The organism is Thioclava sp. JM3 (genome assembly GCF_002213185.1).
GTDB lineage: Bacteria > Pseudomonadota > Alphaproteobacteria > Rhodobacterales > Rhodobacteraceae > Thioclava > Thioclava nitratireducens.
The window spans coordinates 108,791-126,066 of the sequence record NZ_NBOB01000006.1; the positions used below are offsets into that span (position 1 = coordinate 108,791).

16 protein-coding genes are annotated in these 17,276 nt (G+C 64.9%); 8 read left to right on the forward strand and 8 right to left on the reverse strand.

The genetic code is table 11. The annotated features are described in order from the left end of the window. Window positions 1–72: 72 nt before the first annotated feature. Window positions 73–1,284 carry an aminotransferase class V-fold PLP-dependent enzyme gene (locus B6V73_RS12555; RefSeq protein WP_088725408.1) on the forward strand — a complete coding sequence of 404 codons (1,212 nt, stop codon included), beginning with the start codon at window positions 73–75 and terminating at the stop codon, window positions 1,282–1,284. Here the strand turns inward: B6V73_RS12555 and B6V73_RS12560 are convergent. Further along, window positions 1,275–1,481 (reverse strand): hypothetical protein, encoded by a 207-nt coding sequence (locus tag B6V73_RS12560; protein ID WP_075773878.1) that lies wholly within the window; start codon window positions 1,479–1,481, stop codon window positions 1,275–1,277. The genes B6V73_RS12555 and B6V73_RS12560 overlap by 10 nt on opposite strands. Window positions 1,482–1,616: 135 nt before the next feature. Further along, entirely contained in the window at window positions 1,617–2,726 is a 1,110-nt protein-coding gene (locus B6V73_RS12565; RefSeq protein ID WP_088725409.1) for a pyridoxal phosphate-dependent aminotransferase, read from the reverse strand. 137 nt (window positions 2,727–2,863) lie between these two features. Here B6V73_RS12565 and B6V73_RS12570 point away from each other — a divergent pair, with 137 nt between their 5' ends. Further along, window positions 2,864–4,159, forward strand: coding sequence for an MFS transporter (locus tag B6V73_RS12570; RefSeq protein ID WP_088725410.1), 1,296 nt, complete (start codon window positions 2,864–2,866; stop codon window positions 4,157–4,159). 90 nt (window positions 4,160–4,249) lie between these two features. Here the strand turns inward: B6V73_RS12570 and B6V73_RS12575 are convergent, their stop codons facing one another. Next, window positions 4,250–7,369 carry a valine--tRNA ligase gene (locus tag B6V73_RS12575; RefSeq protein WP_088725411.1) on the reverse strand — a complete coding sequence of 1,040 codons (3,120 nt, stop codon included), beginning with the start codon at window positions 7,367–7,369 and terminating at the stop codon, window positions 4,250–4,252. 188 nt (window positions 7,370–7,557) lie between these two features. On the opposite strand from B6V73_RS12575, the gene B6V73_RS12580 reads away from it, so the two are divergent. Next, window positions 7,558–8,778: a DUF2235 domain-containing protein gene (locus B6V73_RS12580; RefSeq protein ID WP_075773882.1), complete on the forward strand. Its 1,221-nt coding sequence runs from the start codon at window positions 7,558–7,560 to the stop codon at window positions 8,776–8,778. On the opposite strand, the gene B6V73_RS12585 is transcribed toward B6V73_RS12580, so the two are convergent. The 3 genes from B6V73_RS12585 to metF form a co-directional block, all read right to left on the reverse strand. Then, window positions 8,680–9,171, reverse strand: coding sequence for a PaaI family thioesterase (locus tag B6V73_RS12585; protein ID WP_088725412.1), 492 nt, complete (start codon window positions 9,169–9,171; stop codon window positions 8,680–8,682). The genes B6V73_RS12580 and B6V73_RS12585 overlap by 99 nt on opposite strands. 90 nt (window positions 9,172–9,261) lie before the next feature. Further along, complete coding sequence (locus B6V73_RS12590; RefSeq protein WP_075773884.1) at window positions 9,262–9,594, reverse strand: GYD domain-containing protein; 333 nt, start codon at window positions 9,592–9,594, stop codon at window positions 9,262–9,264. Window positions 9,595–9,816: 222 nt separating this feature from the next. Then, complete coding sequence (gene metF, locus B6V73_RS12595) at window positions 9,817–10,683, reverse strand: methylenetetrahydrofolate reductase [NAD(P)H] (protein WP_088725413.1); 867 nt, start codon at window positions 10,681–10,683, stop codon at window positions 9,817–9,819. Between the two features lie 93 nt (window positions 10,684–10,776). Here metF and B6V73_RS12600 point away from each other — a divergent pair, with 93 nt between their 5' ends. The 4 genes from B6V73_RS12600 (at window position 10,777) to mscL (ending at window position 13,934) form a co-directional block, all read left to right on the forward strand. Then, window positions 10,777–11,682: a LysR family transcriptional regulator gene (locus tag B6V73_RS12600; RefSeq protein ID WP_075773886.1), complete on the forward strand. Its 906-nt coding sequence runs from the start codon at window positions 10,777–10,779 to the stop codon at window positions 11,680–11,682. Between the two features lie 144 nt (window positions 11,683–11,826). Then, a complete protein-coding gene (locus B6V73_RS12605) occupies window positions 11,827–12,618 on the forward strand; it encodes an inositol monophosphatase family protein (protein ID WP_075773887.1) in 792 nt (263 codons plus the stop codon). Window positions 12,619–12,723: 105 nt separating this feature from the next. Then, on the forward strand, window positions 12,724–13,398 hold the full coding sequence (locus tag B6V73_RS12610; RefSeq protein WP_088725414.1) for a hypothetical protein: 675 nt from the start codon (window positions 12,724–12,726) through the stop codon (window positions 13,396–13,398). Window positions 13,399–13,505: 107 nt separating this feature from the next. Continuing rightward, entirely contained in the window at window positions 13,506–13,934 is a 429-nt protein-coding gene (gene mscL / locus B6V73_RS12615) for a large conductance mechanosensitive channel protein MscL (protein ID WP_075773889.1), read from the forward strand. Between the two features lie 100 nt (window positions 13,935–14,034). Here the strand turns inward: mscL and ald are convergent, their stop codons facing one another. Beyond that, a complete protein-coding gene (gene ald / locus B6V73_RS12620; RefSeq protein WP_088725415.1) occupies window positions 14,035–15,159 on the reverse strand; it encodes an alanine dehydrogenase in 1,125 nt (374 codons plus the stop codon). Window positions 15,160–15,302: 143 nt separating this feature from the next. Between ald and B6V73_RS12625 the strand changes: the two genes are divergently transcribed. After that, window positions 15,303–15,767 (forward strand): Lrp/AsnC family transcriptional regulator, encoded by a 465-nt coding sequence (locus B6V73_RS12625; RefSeq protein ID WP_075773891.1) that lies wholly within the window; start codon window positions 15,303–15,305, stop codon window positions 15,765–15,767. A gap of 3 nt (window positions 15,768–15,770) precedes the next feature. Here the strand turns inward: B6V73_RS12625 and B6V73_RS12630 are convergent, their stop codons facing one another. Continuing rightward, window positions 15,771–17,219, reverse strand: a complete 1,449-nt coding sequence (locus B6V73_RS12630) for a TrkH family potassium uptake protein (RefSeq protein WP_088725416.1) — start codon at window positions 17,217–17,219, stop codon at window positions 15,771–15,773. Window positions 17,220–17,276: the final 57 nt, after the last annotated feature.

The following is a 17,276-nucleotide window of genomic DNA, read 5'->3' on the forward strand; positions in this document are numbered from 1 at the left end:
AGCCGGGCGCGAGATTGACGCCGCGCGCGGGCGGCATTACCGATTATTCGTTGTGCCAGACGGAGATACCCGATGAGCCTTGCCCAAGGTCGCCCTTACCTCGCAATTCCCGGACCCTCGACGATGCCCGACCGTGTTTTGGCCGCGATGCATCGCCCGGCGCCCAACATCTATGAGGGCGAGATCGAGGAGATCGCGGCGCGGGTCGCGGCGAATCTGCGGCGGGTGGCAATGTCCTCGTCCCATGTCGCGATCTACATCGCCAACGGCCACGGCGCATGGGAGGCCTCGATCGCGAACGTCTTCTCGCGCGGGGATAAGGCGCTGAGCCTCGTGACAGGGCGCTTCGGCAATATCTGGGCGCGTAACGCGGCGACGATGGGCGTTCATGTGGAGCGGCTGGAATTCGGCCTGAAGGCTCCCGCCGATCCGGCCCGCGTCGAAGAGGCCCTGCGCGCCGACAAGGATCACGAGATCAAGGCCGTGCTGCTGACCCATGTCGATACCGCGACTTCCGTGGTCAACGACGTGGCGGCGATCCGTGCGGCGATCGACGCAGCGGGGCATCCGGCGCTGCTGATGGTCGATTGCATCGCCTCGCTCGCCTGCGACGAGTTCCGGATGGACGACTGGGGCGTCGATGTGATGGTCGCCGCCAGCCAGAAGGGGCTGATGGTGCCGCCGGGTCTGGGCTTTGTGTGGTTCTCCGACAAGGCGCTGGCGGCGAGCCGCGAGGCCGATATGGTCACGCCTTATTGGGACTGGCAGCCGCGCGCCTTCCCCGAGATGGTCTACCAGTATTTCGGAGGCACCGCCCCGACGCATCACCTCTTCGGCCTCGACGAGTCGCTCAAGATGATCCTCGAGGAAGAGGGGCTCACCCATATCTGGGCGCGTCACGCGACGCTCGCCTCCGCCGTCTGGGCTGCGTTCGAGACCTGGGGGCAGGAAGGGGATATCGCGCTCAACATCGCCAACCCGGCGCATCGCGCGCATTCGGTGACGGCAGCGCGGATTGGCGCGGGCAATGCGCAGCGGCTGCGCAGCTGGTTGGAGCGCGAGGCGGGGGTGACGCTCGGCATCGGGCTCGGCATGGCCGAACCCGGCACGCCCGAGGCCAACGATTTCCTCCGGGTCGCCCATATGGGCCATGTGAATGCCCATATGACGCTGGGCGCGCTGGCGACGATGGAGGCCGGGATGCAGGCGCTGAAAATCCCGCACAACCCAGGCGGCATCGCCGCGGCGGCTGGTGCGATCGCGAAAGGTGCCGGTCAGGCCTGACCGTGACGCTCCAGCCAGTCGGTGAGCTGTTCGACCTCTTCCGAGGCTTCCCGCGAGACCTGCGGCGCCTCGGTGCGCGAGGACGACAGCCGCATCTCGCGGCTGGTCTGGGTGTTGCCTGCATAGGCGCCGAAGGCCAACGCGAAGGCCAGCGGGCTCAACATTGCGATACGGGCGTTGCGGATCTTGCGGCTCATGTGTCTGCTCCTGTTGTCGAGCAAAACATGGGCCCGGCCCCGAGTCGGCGCAATTCACCTTGCGGCGAGACGTGCTGACGCCGGTGCTTTTTTGCCGATTTGGTAGGCGGATTTGTGTCCGGGAGGGCGCGCAGATCAGCGCGCGCGGGCGGCTTTCAGCGCGTCAGGGAGGGCAGCGGCAAAAGCGTCGAGCTCGGCTTCGGGCCCGACCGAGACGCGGATGCAACGGTTTTGCGGGGCGACGAAGGGCATCCGCACGAACACCGCGTGCGCGTCCAGTTCCTGCAGCACGGCCCGCGCGAAATCACCATCCTGCCCGCAGTCCACGGCGACGAAATTCGTGGCGGAGGGCAGGGTGCTCAGCCCGTTCTCGCGCGCGATCTCGTCGATCCGGTCGCGTGCGCCTGCCACGAGGAGACGCATGTAGGCCTGCCACGTCTTGTCCTGCAGCGCGGCCAGCGCGCCTGCCTGAGAGATGCGGCACATGCCGAAATGATTGCGAATCTTGTCGAAAGCCGCGATCAGGCCGGGGGCCGCAAGCGCATAGCCCACGCGCGCGCCCGCCAGACCATGGGCCTTCGAGAAGGTCCGCATCCGGATCACTCGGGGATCGTCGGCCGCGATGCGCGCCTCGGTCCCGTCGTCGGCGAATTCCACATAGGCCTCGTCCAGCACCATCAGCGTGCCATCCGGCACCGCGTCGATCATCGCCTCGATCGTCTCGCGCGGATGATGCGTGCCCATCGGGTTATCGGGATTGGCGATATAGACGAGCTTCGCGCCCACCTCGGCGGCCTTCGCGATCAGCGCCTGCGGGTCTTCGTGATCCCCGGCATAGGGCACTTTGTGAAGCACTCCGCCGAAGCCCGCGACATGGTAGTTGAACGTCGGGTAGGCACCTTCCGAGGTGACAACGGGATCGCCCGGTTCGATCATCAGGCGGCACAGGTAGCCCAGCAGCCCGTCGATCCCTTCGCCGACCAGAACGTTCTCGACCGCGACATCGTGATGCGCGGCAATCGCCGTACGCAGATCGAAGCTCGTCGAGTCGCCGTATTTCCAGGCATCGCCGGCCGCAGCCGCCATCGCGGAAATCGCCCGCGGCGAGGGGCCAAAGCCGTTCTCGTTGGCTCCCAGCCGCGCGGTGAATCGGCGACCGGCAAGGCGCTCGTGTTCCTCGGGCCCGACGAAGGGTACGGTGGCGGGAAGGCTGTCGATCAGGCGGGTATATCGAGGTCCGGTCATGGCTACAGGCGTAAGCGCAAAGCGCGGATGCGGCAAGAGGCTGCGTCGATCGGTTCCTCGCGGCGGAACCGGGGACTGGGCCAAGCGCTTTTCCCAGCGTAATATCGTGAAATGACATAAGTTCGGGAAGCCAGCCGATGAGCGCCAGCGACACCTCTTTCTCCTCCTCCCTATTCGAAACGCTGACCGGCGATGCGCCGGGGAATGTGAAAGAGCTGAGCGACACCGCCGCCAAGCACGAACCCGGCAGTTTTTTGCGCCATGTCGGATCGCTGTCGATGACCAAGCTGGCAGACGGGCTGATCGACCCGAAGCTGGTGCTCAGCTGGCTCATGCAGGCGGTGGGCGCGCCTGCCGCTCTGGTCAGTTGGCTGGTGCCGGTGCGCGAGGCGGGCTCGCTATTGCCGCAGCTGTTCACCGCACCGCATGTCCGCAAGATGCCCCAGCGCAAATGGGCCTGGGCGGCCGGCAGCATGATCCAGGGGCTGGCGGCGGCGGCGATCGTGGTGATCGCGCTGACGATGCAGGGGATGGCCGCGGGGCTTGCGATGCTCGCCGCGCTGGGCGTGCTGGCCATCGCGCGCTCGCTGTCCTCGGTGAGCTACAAGGACGTGCTGGGCAAGACCGTGGACCGCACGCGGCGTGGCACGACGACCGGCATCGCGACGAGCGTTTCTGCGGCCGGGGTGATCCTGTTCGCGCTGATCCTGATGAGCGGATTCGTCCCGCGGATGAGCCTCGTGATCGGGGCGATTTCACTGGCCGCCGTGCTCTGGGTGGCGGCGGCTGCGCTGTTCTCGACGCTGCGCGAGGAAGACCAGCCGGGCGAGGCGAAGGGCAGCATTGGCCTGTCAGAGCTTAGCCTGCTGTGGAAGGATGCCGATCTTGGCAAGTTCGTGATCGCGCGGGTGCTGCTGCTGCCGACCGCGCTCGCGCCGCCCTATATCGTGCTGCTCGCCGCGAATGCCGGAGATAACCGGTTCGGCGCGCTGGGGGCGATGGTGCTGGCCTCGGCGCTGGCCTCGCTGGTGAGTTCCTATATCTGGGGGCGGCTGGCAGATCGCTCTTCGCGCAAGGTGTTGATCTTCACCGGGCTGGTCGCCGCCGCGTTCCTGGCGCTTGCGGTGGGATTGAGTTGGTCGGGGCTGATGGGCACGATCTGGGCCTCGCCGGTGGCGCTGTTCGGGCTGATGATCGGCTATCAGGGGGTGCGGCTGGGCCGCTCGACCTACCTCGTGGACATGTCGCCCAAGGACGATCGCGCGGCCTATACGGCGGTGTCGAACACGAGTGTAGGCGTGATGCTGCTGGCCTTCGGCGCGGCGAGTTCGGCGCTCGCGATGGCGGGGCCGGATATGGTGCTGATCGTCTATGCGGGGATCTGCGTGGTCGCCTCGGGCGTGGCGTTCATGATGAAGGAAGTGTCGGAGTAAGGTCTCCGCTCAGCTCACGGCGCGGGACGACCAGGCCCGGGCCGCGCCCACCCGAGGGGCAGGCGCGGCCCTGATCGCTAAAAGCCTCGCTCAGCCCAGCTCCGCCAGACGCGCGACGGCCTGACGCACCTTCTCGGCCTCTTCCTCGGCGCGGGCGAGGTTTTCGCGGGTTTCCACGACCACGTCGGGATCGGCATTGGCGATGAATTTCGGATTGTTCAGACGGCCCTTCATGCCGCCGATTTCCTTCTCCATCTTGCCCAGAGCCTTCTCCAGACGTGCCTTCTCCTTGGCGATGTCGATCACGCCTTCCAGCGGCAGACCGAACAGCGCGCCCTGCGCCGGGATCGAGATCGCGCCTTTCGGGATCGGTCCCTCGGTGACGCTTTCGATGCGGGCCAGCTTGAAGATCAGCGCCTCGTTATTGGCGAGCGCTGCGCGCGCCGCGTCATCCGCCTCGGCCAGAACCATCGGCAGTTTCAGGCCTACCGGCACGCCCATCTGCGTGCGCGAGGAGCGGATCGCCTCGATCAGTTCGATCACCCAGTTCATCTCGCGGTCGGCTGCCTCGTCCACCAGATCGGCGGCTTTGTAATCCGGCCAGTCGGCATGGACGAGCATCTTCGCGCGGTCGCCCTGCGGCGCAGTCAGTTCCCACAGCTCTTCGGTGATGAAGGGCATGATCGGGTGCAGCAGCGTGTAGCACTGATCGAGCACCCAACGCATCGTGGCGCGGGTTTCCTCGGCATGCTCGCCATCGAACAGCGGCTTGGCGAATTCGACATACCAGTCGCAGACCTTGCCCCAGACGAAACCGTAAAGCCCGAGCGCCGCGTCGTTGAAGCGGTAGGCGGCGAAGGCCTCGTCCACCTGCTCGCGGATCTTCGCGGTCTCGCCGATGATCCAGCGGTTCACCGTGTGGGTGGGCTGCGGGATCTCGGTCACGACCGGGCCCTCGAATACGCCGTTCATCTCGGCGAAGCGGGTCGCGTTCCAGATTTTCGTGCCGAAGTTCCGATAGCCCTTGATGCGCTCTTCCGAGAGCTTCAGCACGCCGCCCATCGCCGCCATTGCGGCATTGGTGAAGCGCAGCGCGTCCGCGCCGTAAGCATCGATGATCTCGAGCGGGTCGATCACGTTGCCCGTCGTCTTCGACATCTTCTTGCCCTTCTCGTCACGGACGAGCTGGTGCAGGTAGACGGTGTGGAAGGGCACCTGATCCATCACGGCCAGCTGCATCATCATCATCCGCGCCACCCAGAAGAACAGGATGTCGAAGCCGGTCACGAGGACATCGGTCGGGAAATACTTGCGCATCTCCTCGGTATCCTCGGGCCAGCCCAGCGTGCCGATCGGCCAGAGGCCCGACGAGAACCAGGTGTCGAGCACATCGGCATCGCGCCAGACCGGGTAGACGAGCTGCGTCGGGTCCTCGGTCATCTCGTATTGCGCGAGGCTCGCGGCCAGCACTTCGATCGCCTTGTGGCGATCTTCCACTTCAACGATGCGCGCCACGTTGAGCGGCGTCGGCAGCTCGGCATTCTGCGCCTTGAACCAGCCGATGACGCTCTCGAAGTCCGAGGCGCAGTGATAGCGGTCGTCGCGATGCACCATCTTCGTCTCGACGAGCAGGCGGCCCATCTCCACGAGGTCGATCGTGCCATCGCCTTCGTCATCGCGGAAGTCGGGCGCTTCCATGTCCAGACCGTACCAGACCGGAATCTGGTGGCCCCACCAGAGCTGGCGCGAGATGCACCAGGGCTCGATGTTTTCCAGCCAGTGGAAATAGGTTTTCTCGCCCGCTTCGGGCATGATCACGGTGTCGCCGTTGCGCACGGCGTCCAGCGCCTTGCCGACGATCTGCTCGGCATCGACGAACCACTGATCGGTCAGCATCGGCTCGATCACCACTTTCGAGCGGTCACCGAAGGGCTGCATGATCGGCTTGTCTTCGACATACGGAACGGTGGTTTCGGTCTCAACGCCGTCTTCGTCGGTGACGGTCTTCGTGGTCGTCACCGCGAGGCCTTCCTCGGTGATCTGACGGATCACGGCTTCGCGCGCCTCGAACCGGTCGAGACCGCGCAGTTCCTCGGGCACGAGGTTGAGCGCGTCGATCTCTGCCTCGGTGAAATCCGCGCCGCGGGAGATCTCCATCGCGCGGGCCGCGCATTCCTCGTAGGACAGCCCGTCGGCGCGCATCGCGCCCTTGGTGTCCATGAGGCGATACATCGGGATGCCGCCGCGTTTGGCGACCATGTAGTCGTTGAAGTCATGCGCGCCGGTGATCTTCACCGCGCCCGAGCCGAATTCGGGATCGGGATATTGATCGGTGATGATCGGGATCAGGCGGCGATGCTCTTTCGGGCCCACCGGGATTTCGCAGAGCTTGCCGACGATCGGCGCGTAACGCTCATCGGACGGGTGCACCGCGACAGCGCCGTCGCCCAGCATCGTCTCGGGGCGGGTCGTCGCGATCGAGATGTAGTCGCGCTCTTCCGTGAAGACGACGTTCCCCTCTTCGTCCTTCTCGACATAGGTATAGGTCTCGCCGCCCGCGAGCGGGTATTTGAAGTGCCACATGTGACCGGCGACTTCGATATTCTCGACCTCGAGATCGGAGATCGCGGTCTCGAAATGGGGATCCCAGTTCACCAGCCGCTTGCCGCGATAGATCAGGCCCTTCTCGTACATGTCGACGAAGACCTTGATCACGGCGTCATGGAAGTTACCCTCGTTGCCTTCCGGCGCGCCGGGAGCCCCCGACATGGTGAAGGCGTTGCGCGACCAATCGCAGCTCGAGCCCAGACGCTTGAGCTGGTTGATGATGGTCGAGCCGTATTCGCCTTTCCACTCCCAGACCTTCTCGAGGAATTTCTCACGGCCGAGTTCGATGCGCTTGGGCTGACCGGTCTTGGCCAGTTCCTTCTCGACCATCAGCTGGGTCGCGATACCCGCATGGTCCTGTCCCGGCTGCCAGAGCGTGTCGAAGCCGCGCATCCGGTGCCAGCGCACGAGGATATCCTGCACGGTGTTGTTGAAGGCGTGGCCCACATGCAGCGCGCCCGTCACGTTGGGCGGCGGGATCATCACGCAGAAGGTCTCGTCGCGCGACGCGTTGGCTCCGGCCTTGAAGGCTCCGGCCTCTTCCCATTTCGCGTAGATCCGCGGCTCGGCGCTCGCGGCATCGAAAGTCTTGTCCATCGTCATGTCAGGCATCCTTGGCTCGGCTTGAGGGCTGTTTAGCCCGCGCAGGCGACAAGGAAAACCCCGTGCGCGCGGTCCGAAAAAGCGCGGCGGGCACGATCGGGTCAACAAACTGCCGCGATTGCCCCTGAAGATAAGTGAAACTTATCCTACATTGGATAGTATAAGCCCAACTTATGTGGAGCGCTGATATGCGCGGTCTCTTCGAGCGTGTGATCTCTGCCCTGCGCCGCCGCAGCCCGGAACGGGCCGAGGCGCGCTCGGCGGCAGGCGCGGGCCGTGGCCCGGTCGATCATGTCGTGTTGCTCGACGGGACGCTCGGCTCGCTGCGCGCCGACCGGCTGACCTCGATCGGGCTGATCTACCGCTTCCTGCGCCGGGCGGCGCCGAAAGTCTCGGTCTATTACGGGCGCGGCCTGCGCTGGCGCGACTGGCACGACATGTCGGATGTCTGGTTCGGCTGGGGCGTGAATCAGCAGATCTCGCGCGCCTATGGCTGGCTCGCGATGCGATACCGCCCGGGCGACCGCATCTTCCTGATCGGCTATTCCCGGGGCGGCTTCGCTGCGCGCTCGCTGGCGGGGATGATCGGGCGGATCGGTCTGTTGCGCCCGGAGCATGCGATCGAACGCAACACGCGGCTTGCATGGCGCCACTACGAGGAAGAGACGCCCGCGGACGTCCTCCAAAGCTTCCGCAACAGCCTGTGCCACGAGAATGTCGAGATCGAGATGGTCGGCGCCTTTGATACGGTTCAGGCGCTGGGCATTCGCGTGCCGTTCTTCTGGATCGTCAACGAGGAGCGCGTGCGCTTTCACGACCACCACCTGAGCGACCATGTGCGCCACGGGTTTCAGGCGCTCGCGCTCGACGAGCGGCGCTCTGTGCTGGAGCCGCTGGTGTGGGAAAGCGACGAGGGCGCTTCCGACGCCGATTCTCCCGCGACCCGGATCGAGCAGCGCTGGTTTCGCGGCGCCCATGGCGATATCGGCGGGATGCTCGGGCATTTCGCGGATGCGCGCCCACTCGCCAATATTCCGCTCGTGTGGATGCTGGAGCGGGCGGAATCGCTGGGTCTGAGCCTGCCGCCCGGTTGGCAGGCGGAGTTCCCGCGCGATCCGAATGCGCCCTCGGTCGGCACCTGGACTGGCTGGGGCAAGCTGTTCTGGCTGCGCGCGCCGCGCGTCGTGGGGCGCGACCCCTCTGAAGGGCTGCATGAGAGCGTGGTCTTGCCCGAAGGCTCGCGCGCGATTTTCAGGCCGCGCATCCTGCGTCCCGAAATCCGTCGTCTCGCGCGCCGGTCCGAGCCTGTCTCAGAGGTCAGGCGTCATGACGAAACAGGTGGCGGTGCCGGTCGCGTAGAGGCGTCCATCCTCGGCGCCCCGGATCTCACCCCGCGCGACGCCGGTTGACCGGCCGATGTGATCGAGCTGTCCCACGCCGATCACCTCGGTGCCGGGCTTGATCGCGCGGATCAGGTTCACCTTGAATTCAAGCGTGGTCTGCGTCTGACCGTTCTTCAGTCCGGTGATCACCGAACAGGTCATCACCGTATCTAGCATCATCGCATACCAGCCGCCGTGAATGCCGCCATAGCCGTTGGTCTGCGGATGGCCCGGCGTCCCGCGGCAGGTGACGCGGCCTTCCTCGGCCTCGGTAATCCGATAGGCCATCAGCTTCTGCACGGTGGGCGAGGGAACGTCGCCGGTGACCATCTTCCTGACGTAGTCGAGCCCCGGCATCGAAAGCACCTCCTCGAGTGGGAGGAAATCTTCGGGGCCTTCGGCGAAATATTGGTCGGGCATCTTCGGGTCCTTTTCCGGGTGGGCCCTAAGCTATCGCGGTGGCTCGGAAAGGGAAGGGGAGGTAGGTGTCGGATTGCGACCGAAGTGGCCTTAACTGCCCGGCGGCACGAAGTTCGAACGGATGCCGGCCGCAGCCTTCTGCATCTCCTTGAAGTCGGCGGTCGTGAAGGCCTCCTGCGTCTGCACCTTCGACAACGACCCAGAGCCAGCGGCAGCCATGATCGCCGGCAGCACCTTCTTCATGTCGTCGCCCGTGGCGATGATCAAAAAGTCACTCGGACCGGTGGTTATGTAGTAGTTTTCCAGTTTCCCCCCAGCCGCCTTTATCAACGCGTCGATGGTCTCCCATCGGTCCGTCGGGCTGTCCATGAAGCCCTTTATGGCCTGAGGAGAGAAGCTCCCCGTGATCACGAAACGTCCCATGTGTTACCTCCCTAGAACGGACGCCAGTCATCGGCGCGATCTCGTCGGCAGATTTGAACTGGTTTCCGTTAGGTAAACATTATCACGACCAGTGCGATTTCCTGAGCGTCTTCTGGGCGGTGGTGTGGGCGTTGCGGCAAGCGTCAGACGCGTGACGCATCACGACCAAAAAAGAAAAGGGGCCCAGCCGGGCCCCTTCGTTCAATCCATTTGAGTACCCTTTCAGGCCACTTTCTCGAGCACCGTGTCAGGCGTCACACCCAGCGCGTGGCAGACGTCGCGGGTCAGGCCGGGACGGTTGAGCGTGTAGAAATGCAGGTCTTCCACGCCGCCCTCGATCAGCTTGTCGCACAGCTCGGTGCACAGCGCGGTCGCCAGAAGATGCTCGCGCCCGTCGCGGATCGCGGCCTCGAAGGCTTCCTCGACCCAGGCGGGGATGGAGGTGCCGCAGCTTTGCGCGAATTTCTTGGCGCCCTTCCACGACTGGATCGGCAGGATGCCGGGGATGATCTTCGCGTCGATCCCTTCGCGCTCGCAGGCATCGCGGAAGCGGAAGAAGGTCTCGGGCTCGAAGAAGAACTGGGTGATCGCCGAGGTCGCACCCGCCTCGACCTTGCGCTTGAGCCAGCGCACGTCGGCCATATTGTCGGCGGCGTCCGGATGCGGCTCGGGATAGGCGCCGGCGCGGATCGTGAAGCGGCCATCCTCGGCCAGCGCCTCGATCAGTTCGACCGAAGAGGCGAAGCCCTCGGGATGCGGCGTGAAATGCTTGGCACCCTGCGGCGGGTCGCCCCGCAGCGCCACGATCTCGGTCACGCCGACCTCGGCATAGGCGTCCACGATGTCCATCGTCTCTGCCTTGGTCGCCTCCACGCAGGTCAGGTGGGCGGCGACATTGAGGCCGTAATTCTTGTGGATGGTCCCCACCGCCTCGTGGGTCAGCTTGCGCGTCGTGCCGCCCGCGCCATAGGTCACGGAGGTGAACTCGGGTTTGAGCGGTGCCAGAACCTGCGCGGTTTCCCACAGCCGGAACGACGCATCGAGCGTCTTCGGCGGGAAAAATTCGAAACTGACCTTGGGCGTCGTCATGGGATTTTGTCCTTTCGTTCGCTCTCTTGTGCCAGATCGGGCTTTGTGAGACAAACTCATAATCCTCAAAATGGTTATGAGTGTAACAGCAAGATGCATCTCGAGTTCCGTCACCTGCGCACAATCAAGGCGATTCACGATGCCGGAGGGCTCGCGAAGGCAGCGGACGTTCTGCACATAACACAATCGGCGCTGTCGCACCAAATCAAAGGGCTGGAGGACCAGACCGGGGTGGAGCTGTTCGTGCGCCGCTCGAAGCCGCTGAAGCTCTCGGCGGCGGGGCAGAAGCTGTTGCGGCTGGCCGAACGCATCCTGCCCGAGATCGCGGCAACCGAGGCCGAGTTCGACGCGCTGCGGTCGGGGCGGGCGGGCCGTCTGCATATTGCGATCGAGTGCCACGCCTGTTTCGACTGGCTGTTTCCGGTGCTGGAGCGTTTCCGCCATGCCTGGCCCGATATCGACGTGGATATCCGGCCCGGTCTGGCTTTCAACGCGCTTCCCGCGCTGAGCCGCGAAGAGGTCGATCTGGTGATATCGTCGGATCCGGAAAAGATCGACGGCGTCACCTTCAATCCGCTTTTCGACTACGCCCCGACCTTCATCGCCGCCGCGAATTCACCGCTGGCGGCAAAGCCATATATCGAGGCGCAGGACTTCGCGGATCAGACGCTGATCACCTATCCGATCGACCGCGGTCGCTCGGACATCTTCACCCAGCTGCTCACGCCCGCACGGGTGGAGCCGAAAGCCGTGCGACAGGTGGAGCTGACGGCGGTGATCCTGATGCTGGTCGCCTCGAATCGCGGCGTGGCGGTGCTGCCCGACTGGGTGCTGCGCGAGGTGAAGTACCAGCCTGACTACATCACCAAACCTGTGACCGAACACGGGCTGACCAAGCGCCTTTACGCCGCGACGCGGTCCGAGGATGCCACCCAGCCCTTCATGGCGCATTTCCTGCGGCTTGCACGCACCGAGCCGGTGAAGCTTCAGCGTGCCTGATCCATCGGGCTTGTCCGAATATCCCGGGGGCTCGCGCAGCGAGCGGGGCAGAGCCCCTCCTCAGTTTGCCTTACGTGCCAAAGCTCTTGGATTTTCCGCGCAACCCCTGTAAGGCGACCGCTTGAAACGCGAAGGAGCCCAGAGATGCAAGGCAGCGCAAACCTCAACCTGATGATCAAGGCCGCCCGCAAGGCAGGCCGCTCGCTGGTCAAGGATTTCCGCGAGGTCGAGAACCTTCAGGTCTCCTCGAAGGGTCCGGGCGATTTCGTCTCGAAGGCCGATCGCGAAGCCGAGAAGATCATCAAGGACGAGCTGCGCGGCGCGCGCCCTTCCTATGGCTGGCTCGGCGAGGAGACCGGTGAAGAGGCGGGCGATGACCCGACCCGCCGCTGGATCGTCGACCCGCTCGACGGCACCACGAACTTCCTGCACGGCCTGCCGCATTGGGCGATCTCGATCGCGCTGGAGCATAAGGGCGAAATCATCGCGGCCGTGGTGTTTGACGCCGCGAAAGACGAGATGTATTTCGCCGAGAAGGGCCTCGGCGCCTACATGAACGACACGCGTCTGCGGGTCTCTGGCCGTCACAAGATGATCGAATCGATCTTCGCGACGGGCGTGCCCTTCGGCGGCAAGTCGACCCTTCCGGCGACGCTGCAGGACCTTGCGAAGCTGATGCCGCAATGCGCGGGCGTTCGTCGCTGGGGCGCGGCCTCGCTCGACCTCGCCTATGTCGCGGCGGGCCGCTACGAGGGCTATTGGGAGCGCGGGCTCAACGCCTGGGACATGGCCGCGGGCATTCTCCTCGTGAAAGAAGCGGGCGGTTTCGTGGAAGCAGTGCGCGAGGGGCGTGATGTTCTCGAATCGGGTTCGGTGATCGCGTCGAATGCTGAAATGTTCCCGGCTCTCACCAAGGCGCTTCGGTCAAACGACTGAGAAATCTCTGAAAATTCTATGAGGCGGCGAAAGGTGAGCGAAAGTTCACCTTTCGTTCATTCCGTTGTGCCAGCCTGAAGCGGTTACCAGAAAGGGGATGCCGCCATGGTTGGACAGGAATTCGGGTCCGCATCACTCGCGCTTGAACAGCGCGCATTGACTGCGCTGCACGGGCCGGGCGATTGCGCGGTCGAACGCGTGTTGGAGGAGTTACGGCAGGCGGTGTCCGATCTCGCCTTTGCGGAGGCGGCCGAGTTGATCGCGCGGCATCGGGTCGCCTTCCTGGACGAGATGATTTCGGGCTGCCTCGACGATGCCGAAACGGCGGAGGTGGACACTGCGGCGGCGCTGCGCACGGCGGCCGAGGGGCTTCAGGAGGAGCGGGCGACCGTGGCAGAGACCATGCCGCTGGAGCTTGCCCTGCGCGCCGACCAACGCGACGCGGCCTGCGATCGTATCCGCGCTGCGCAGCGGCGTCTGCGCAATATCTCACAAATGCCCCAGCATTTCGGCTGTGCCTGCGGCTTTGACTGTCCCTCTGAGGGCGACGGGGCGGGACCCTGCTCGGGGGTGGCAGAGCGAATCCAGCAGGCGCTCCGCTGTGATGCAGACGCCATCGCCGACATCGCCAGACAGGAAGCGCGCGCACGGCTCAGCGACGGTTTCGCGGCCTTGCCGGTCGCCGCGCCTCTCTCGTCCCGTTCCGGCGGGGACACGGTGTCCACGGCGGCGCAGGTCGCCCGCCGCCTTGTCGAGGATGCACGCCGAAGGTTGTGCTAAAGCGAAACCGGCAAGCCTGCCTTGCGCTCGCTGCTTGAGGCTATGCAGACGCAAAGATCGTGATAGCCTGTCGTCGCGCAGAACGCGCATCGCAATGAGGGGCTGGAATGATTCAGGAATTCAAGGATTTCATCGCCAAGGGCAATGTCATGGACATGGCGGTGGGCATCATCATCGGCGCGGCCTTCACCGCCATCGTGACCTCGCTGGTCGGCGACATCATCAACCCGATCATCGGTCTGTTCACCGGAGGCGTTGATTTCACGAATAACTACGCCGTGCTCTCCGGCGAGGTTCCCACCGGGGCGAGCCTTGAAGAGGCGCGCAAGGCGGGTGCCTCGGTCTTCGCCTATGGCGCGTTCCTGATGGCGGTGATCAATTTCTTCATCATCGCCTTCGTGGTCTTCATGCTGGTGAAGATGGTCAACCGCATCAAGGCTGCGGCGGAGAAGCCGGACGATGTCGCGCCCGAGGTGCATACCGGTCCGAGCCAGCTCGACGTGTTGCTCGAAATTCGCGACGCACTTCGGAAGTGATGGCGCGGCGCGCAGCGCCGCCTGAAGATAGAAGAACGGCCCGGGGCAAAGCGCCGGGCCGTCCTCGTCATGGGTGCAGTTGTTCTTGGCGTCGTGGCCTTTATTCGGCCGCGTGCATCACCGCGTCCGGCGCGTCGAACGGCAAGTCGAGCGCTTCGGCCACTGCCTTATAGGTCACCTTGCCGGCATGGACGTTAAGCCCCGCCGCGAGATGCGGATCCTCGGCACAGGCGCGCTCCCATCCCTTGTCGGCCAATGCGAGCAGGAAGGGCTGGGTCGCGTTCGACAGCGCGAGCGTCGCGGTGCGCGCGACCGCGCCGGGCATATTGGCCACGCAGTAATGCATGATGCCCTCGACCTCGTAGATCGGGTCGTCATGGGTGGTCGGGTGCGAGGTCTCGACGCAGCCGCCCTGATCGATCGCGACATCGACGATCGCCGCGCCGGGCTTCATCGTCTTGAGCATTTCGCGGGTGACCAGTTTCGGGGCGGCGGCCCCGGGGATCAGCACCGCCCCGATCACCAGATCGGAGGCCGCGACCAGCGCCTCGGTCTCGGCTTTCGAGGCATAGGCGGTGCGGAAGGTTCCGCCGAACGTGTCATCGAGATAGCGCAGACGCGGCAGCGACTTGTCGAGCACGGTCACATCCGCGCCCATCCCGGCAGCCACGCGCGCGGCGTTGGTGCCCACGACGCCGCCGCCGATCACGACGACCTTCGCGGGCGACACGCCGGGCACGCCGCCCAGCAGCACACCGCGCCCGCCATTGGCCTTCTGCAGGGTCCACGCGCCCATCTGCGGCGCGAGGCGACCAGCCACCTCGGACATCGGCGCGAGCAGCGGCAGGGTGCCGTCCTTCGCCGTCACCGTCTCGTAGGCGATGCAGGTCGCGCCCGATTTCATCAGGTCATGAGTCTGCGCCGGGTCGGCGGCCAGATGCAGATAGGTGAACAGAAGCTGGCCTTCGCGGAGCATCGCGCGCTCGGAGGCCTGCGGCTCTTTCACCTTCACGATCATCTCGGCCTCGGCGAACACCTTTGCCGCATCGCCGAGGATCTTCGCGCCGGCGGCCTCGTAATCGCTGTCATTGAAACCCGCGCCCAGGCCTGCGCCGGTTTCCACCAGCACTTCGTGGCCATGGGCGACCGCCTCTTGCGCCGCGGCCGGGGTCAGCCCGACGCGGAATTCCTGCGCCTTGATTTCGCGTACGGTTCCGATCTTCATCGCGTGTCCTCCTCCAAAACATGGAAACGTCCTGCGACCAGTATGCGCTCCGTCACAAGCAAGTGCTTTGCCATTTGGCGGTTGTGGATGGGGTAGGCCGCTCGTATCTTCGATAAAATACGTGAATAGCGGCAGGATATTGCATGAGCGACAAGCTGGACGCGACAGATCGTCGGTTGCTGGAGGTTTTGCAGCGGCAGGGGCGAATCTCCAATGCCGAGTTGAGCGAGCGGGTGAACCTCTCGCCCTCGGCCTGTCACCGGCGGGTGCAGCGACTGGAGGAGGAGGGCTACATCCGCGATTACGTCGCCCTGCTGAACCCGCGCAAGCTGGGGCGGACGACGACGGTCTATGTCGAGATCAAGCTGTCCAGTCAGGCCGACGAGGTTCTGGATGCCTTCGAGAAGGGTGTGCAGCAGGTCCCGGAGGTGCTCGAATGTCATCTGATGGCGGGGGCTGCGGATTACCTTCTGAAAGTGGTCGCCGCCGATGCCGAGGATTTTGCGCGGCTGCACCGGGCGAAGCTGGCCAACATTCCGGGCGTGGCGCAGATCCAGTCGAGCTTCTCGCTCAAATGCGTGGTCTCGACCACGGCGATGCCGGTCTGAGAGTCAGGCACGCCAGAAGCGCGGCAGGAATACGACGAGGATCGCGAGCATCCCGATCCGGCCCAGCAGCATTGCGAGCGTCAATAGCCAGGTCGCGGCGTCGCTGAAGTCGATCATCGTGTCGGTGCGATCGGTCAGCGGGCCGACCCCGTAGCCTATATTGCCGAGAGCCCCCCAGGTCGCGAAGATGGCCGAGACGAAATCGGCCCCGGTCATCGAAATCCCGACCGAGATCAGGCCCAGCGTCAGGATGTAGCCGGTAAAATAGAGGATCAGAGAGGAGAGGATGTCTTCCTCCAGCAGCCTTTCGCCGAGGCGCGGCTGCAGTACCCGATGCGGCATCTGCAATCGGCGCACGGCGGCGCGGATCACCGCGCCGAGTGCCTGCCAGCGAAAAACTGACAGCGCGCCCGAGCTGGACCCGGTGCAGCCGCCGATCAGCCCGACCCAATAGGCCAGCACCATCGCGAAGCTGCCCCAATTCGAGACGTTGGCCGTGCCGAAGCCGGTGCCGGTCATGATCGAGGACAGGTTGAAAGCGGCGGAACGGAAGGTCGGCTCGATCCCGTCGGGCGCGTGGGTGTAGAGCCAGATCAGGAGTGCCGCGAGCGCGAGGCCGAACCAACGAAAGAAGGCGTGGATTTGCGGGTCGTCCCAGAACGGGCGCAGGTCGCCTCGGCCAAGCTGGACATAGCGGATGAAGGGCAAGGCCGAACCCAGCATGAAGACGACGCCCGCATATTGCGACCCGGGCGAGAAGTTCGCGAAGGAGCTGTCATGCGTGCCGAAGCCCCCGGTCGCGATCGTCGCCATTGCGTAGCAGATCGCGTCGAAGGAGGTCATGCCCGTGGCGGTGTAGCTGATCGCGCAGGCCAGCGTCAGCGAAACATAGACCCAGAGCAGCGAGCGCGCGATGTTATGGGCGCGCGGCATGACCTTGCCCAGCGTGTCGAAGCCTTCCGCCTGGAAATAACGCATGCCGCCGATGCGGAGCACCGGCAGGAAGATCATCGCGACGAAGGCGATCCCGAGCCCGCCGAACCAGTTCAGCATCCCGCGCCACAACACGACACCGCGTGGCAGCGTGTCGAGATGTTCGAAGACGGTGTAGCCGGTCGTGGTGATGCCCGAGGCGGCTTCGAAATAGGCATTCGTCCAGGTCGCGTGCGGTGCGCCTTCGATGAAAGGGAGGGCGGCGAAGATCGGCAGGCCGAGCCAGATCGCCGCGGTGAGCAGATAGGCCTGCCGCGTGGTGAGCCCGCTCGCGCTCTTGGTGCGGGTCGCGAGCGCGAGAGCGCCCCCGATCAGCGCAGTCTCGAACGCCGCTTCCAGGAAGTCCTGCCAGTTCGGGTTGAGGTCGCTGAAATCCAGCGCCGCGGGCACCAGCATAGCGGTTCCGAGGGCTGTGACGATCAGGCCAAAGAGGTGCAGGACGGGCCGGATATCGGACATTTGAAAGCGGTTCCCGCCAGAGCGAAGTGCTGGCGCTAGGGTAGGGGGTGCAGCGCT

What these genes read in the sequence shown, in the direction of transcription:
- B6V73_RS12600 (WP_075773886.1), top strand. Translation starts at nt 10,777, where the DNA reads ATGCATCTCGAGTTCCGTCACCTGCGCACAATCAAGGCGATTCACGAT.
- mscL (WP_075773889.1), top strand. Translation starts at nt 13,506, where the DNA reads ATGATTCAGGAATTCAAGGATTTCATCGCCAAGGGCAATGTCATGGAC.
- B6V73_RS12585 (WP_088725412.1), bottom strand. Translation starts at nt 9,171, where the DNA reads ATGCCCGACCAATATTTCGCCGAAGGCCCCGAAGATTTCCTCCCACTC.
- metF (WP_088725413.1), bottom strand. Translation starts at nt 10,683, where the DNA reads ATGACGACGCCCAAGGTCAGTTTCGAATTTTTCCCGCCGAAGACGCTC.
- B6V73_RS12630 (WP_088725416.1), bottom strand. Translation starts at nt 17,219, where the DNA reads ATGTCCGATATCCGGCCCGTCCTGCACCTCTTTGGCCTGATCGTCACA.
- B6V73_RS12580 (WP_075773882.1), top strand. Translation starts at nt 7,558, where the DNA reads ATGCGCGGTCTCTTCGAGCGTGTGATCTCTGCCCTGCGCCGCCGCAGC.
- B6V73_RS12565 (WP_088725409.1), bottom strand. Translation starts at nt 2,726, where the DNA reads ATGACCGGACCTCGATATACCCGCCTGATCGACAGCCTTCCCGCCACC.
- B6V73_RS12560 (WP_075773878.1), bottom strand. Translation starts at nt 1,481, where the DNA reads ATGAGCCGCAAGATCCGCAACGCCCGTATCGCAATGTTGAGCCCGCTG.
- B6V73_RS12575 (WP_088725411.1), bottom strand. Translation starts at nt 7,369, where the DNA reads ATGACGATGGACAAGACTTTCGATGCCGCGAGCGCCGAGCCGCGGATC.
- B6V73_RS12555 (WP_088725408.1), top strand. Translation starts at nt 73, where the DNA reads ATGAGCCTTGCCCAAGGTCGCCCTTACCTCGCAATTCCCGGACCCTCG.
- B6V73_RS12610 (WP_088725414.1), top strand. Translation starts at nt 12,724, where the DNA reads ATGGTTGGACAGGAATTCGGGTCCGCATCACTCGCGCTTGAACAGCGC.
- B6V73_RS12605 (WP_075773887.1), top strand. Translation starts at nt 11,827, where the DNA reads ATGCAAGGCAGCGCAAACCTCAACCTGATGATCAAGGCCGCCCGCAAG.
- B6V73_RS12590 (WP_075773884.1), bottom strand. Translation starts at nt 9,594, where the DNA reads ATGGGACGTTTCGTGATCACGGGGAGCTTCTCTCCTCAGGCCATAAAG.
- B6V73_RS12570 (WP_088725410.1), top strand. Translation starts at nt 2,864, where the DNA reads ATGAGCGCCAGCGACACCTCTTTCTCCTCCTCCCTATTCGAAACGCTG.
- ald (WP_088725415.1), bottom strand. Translation starts at nt 15,159, where the DNA reads ATGAAGATCGGAACCGTACGCGAAATCAAGGCGCAGGAATTCCGCGTC.
- B6V73_RS12625 (WP_075773891.1), top strand. Translation starts at nt 15,303, where the DNA reads ATGAGCGACAAGCTGGACGCGACAGATCGTCGGTTGCTGGAGGTTTTG.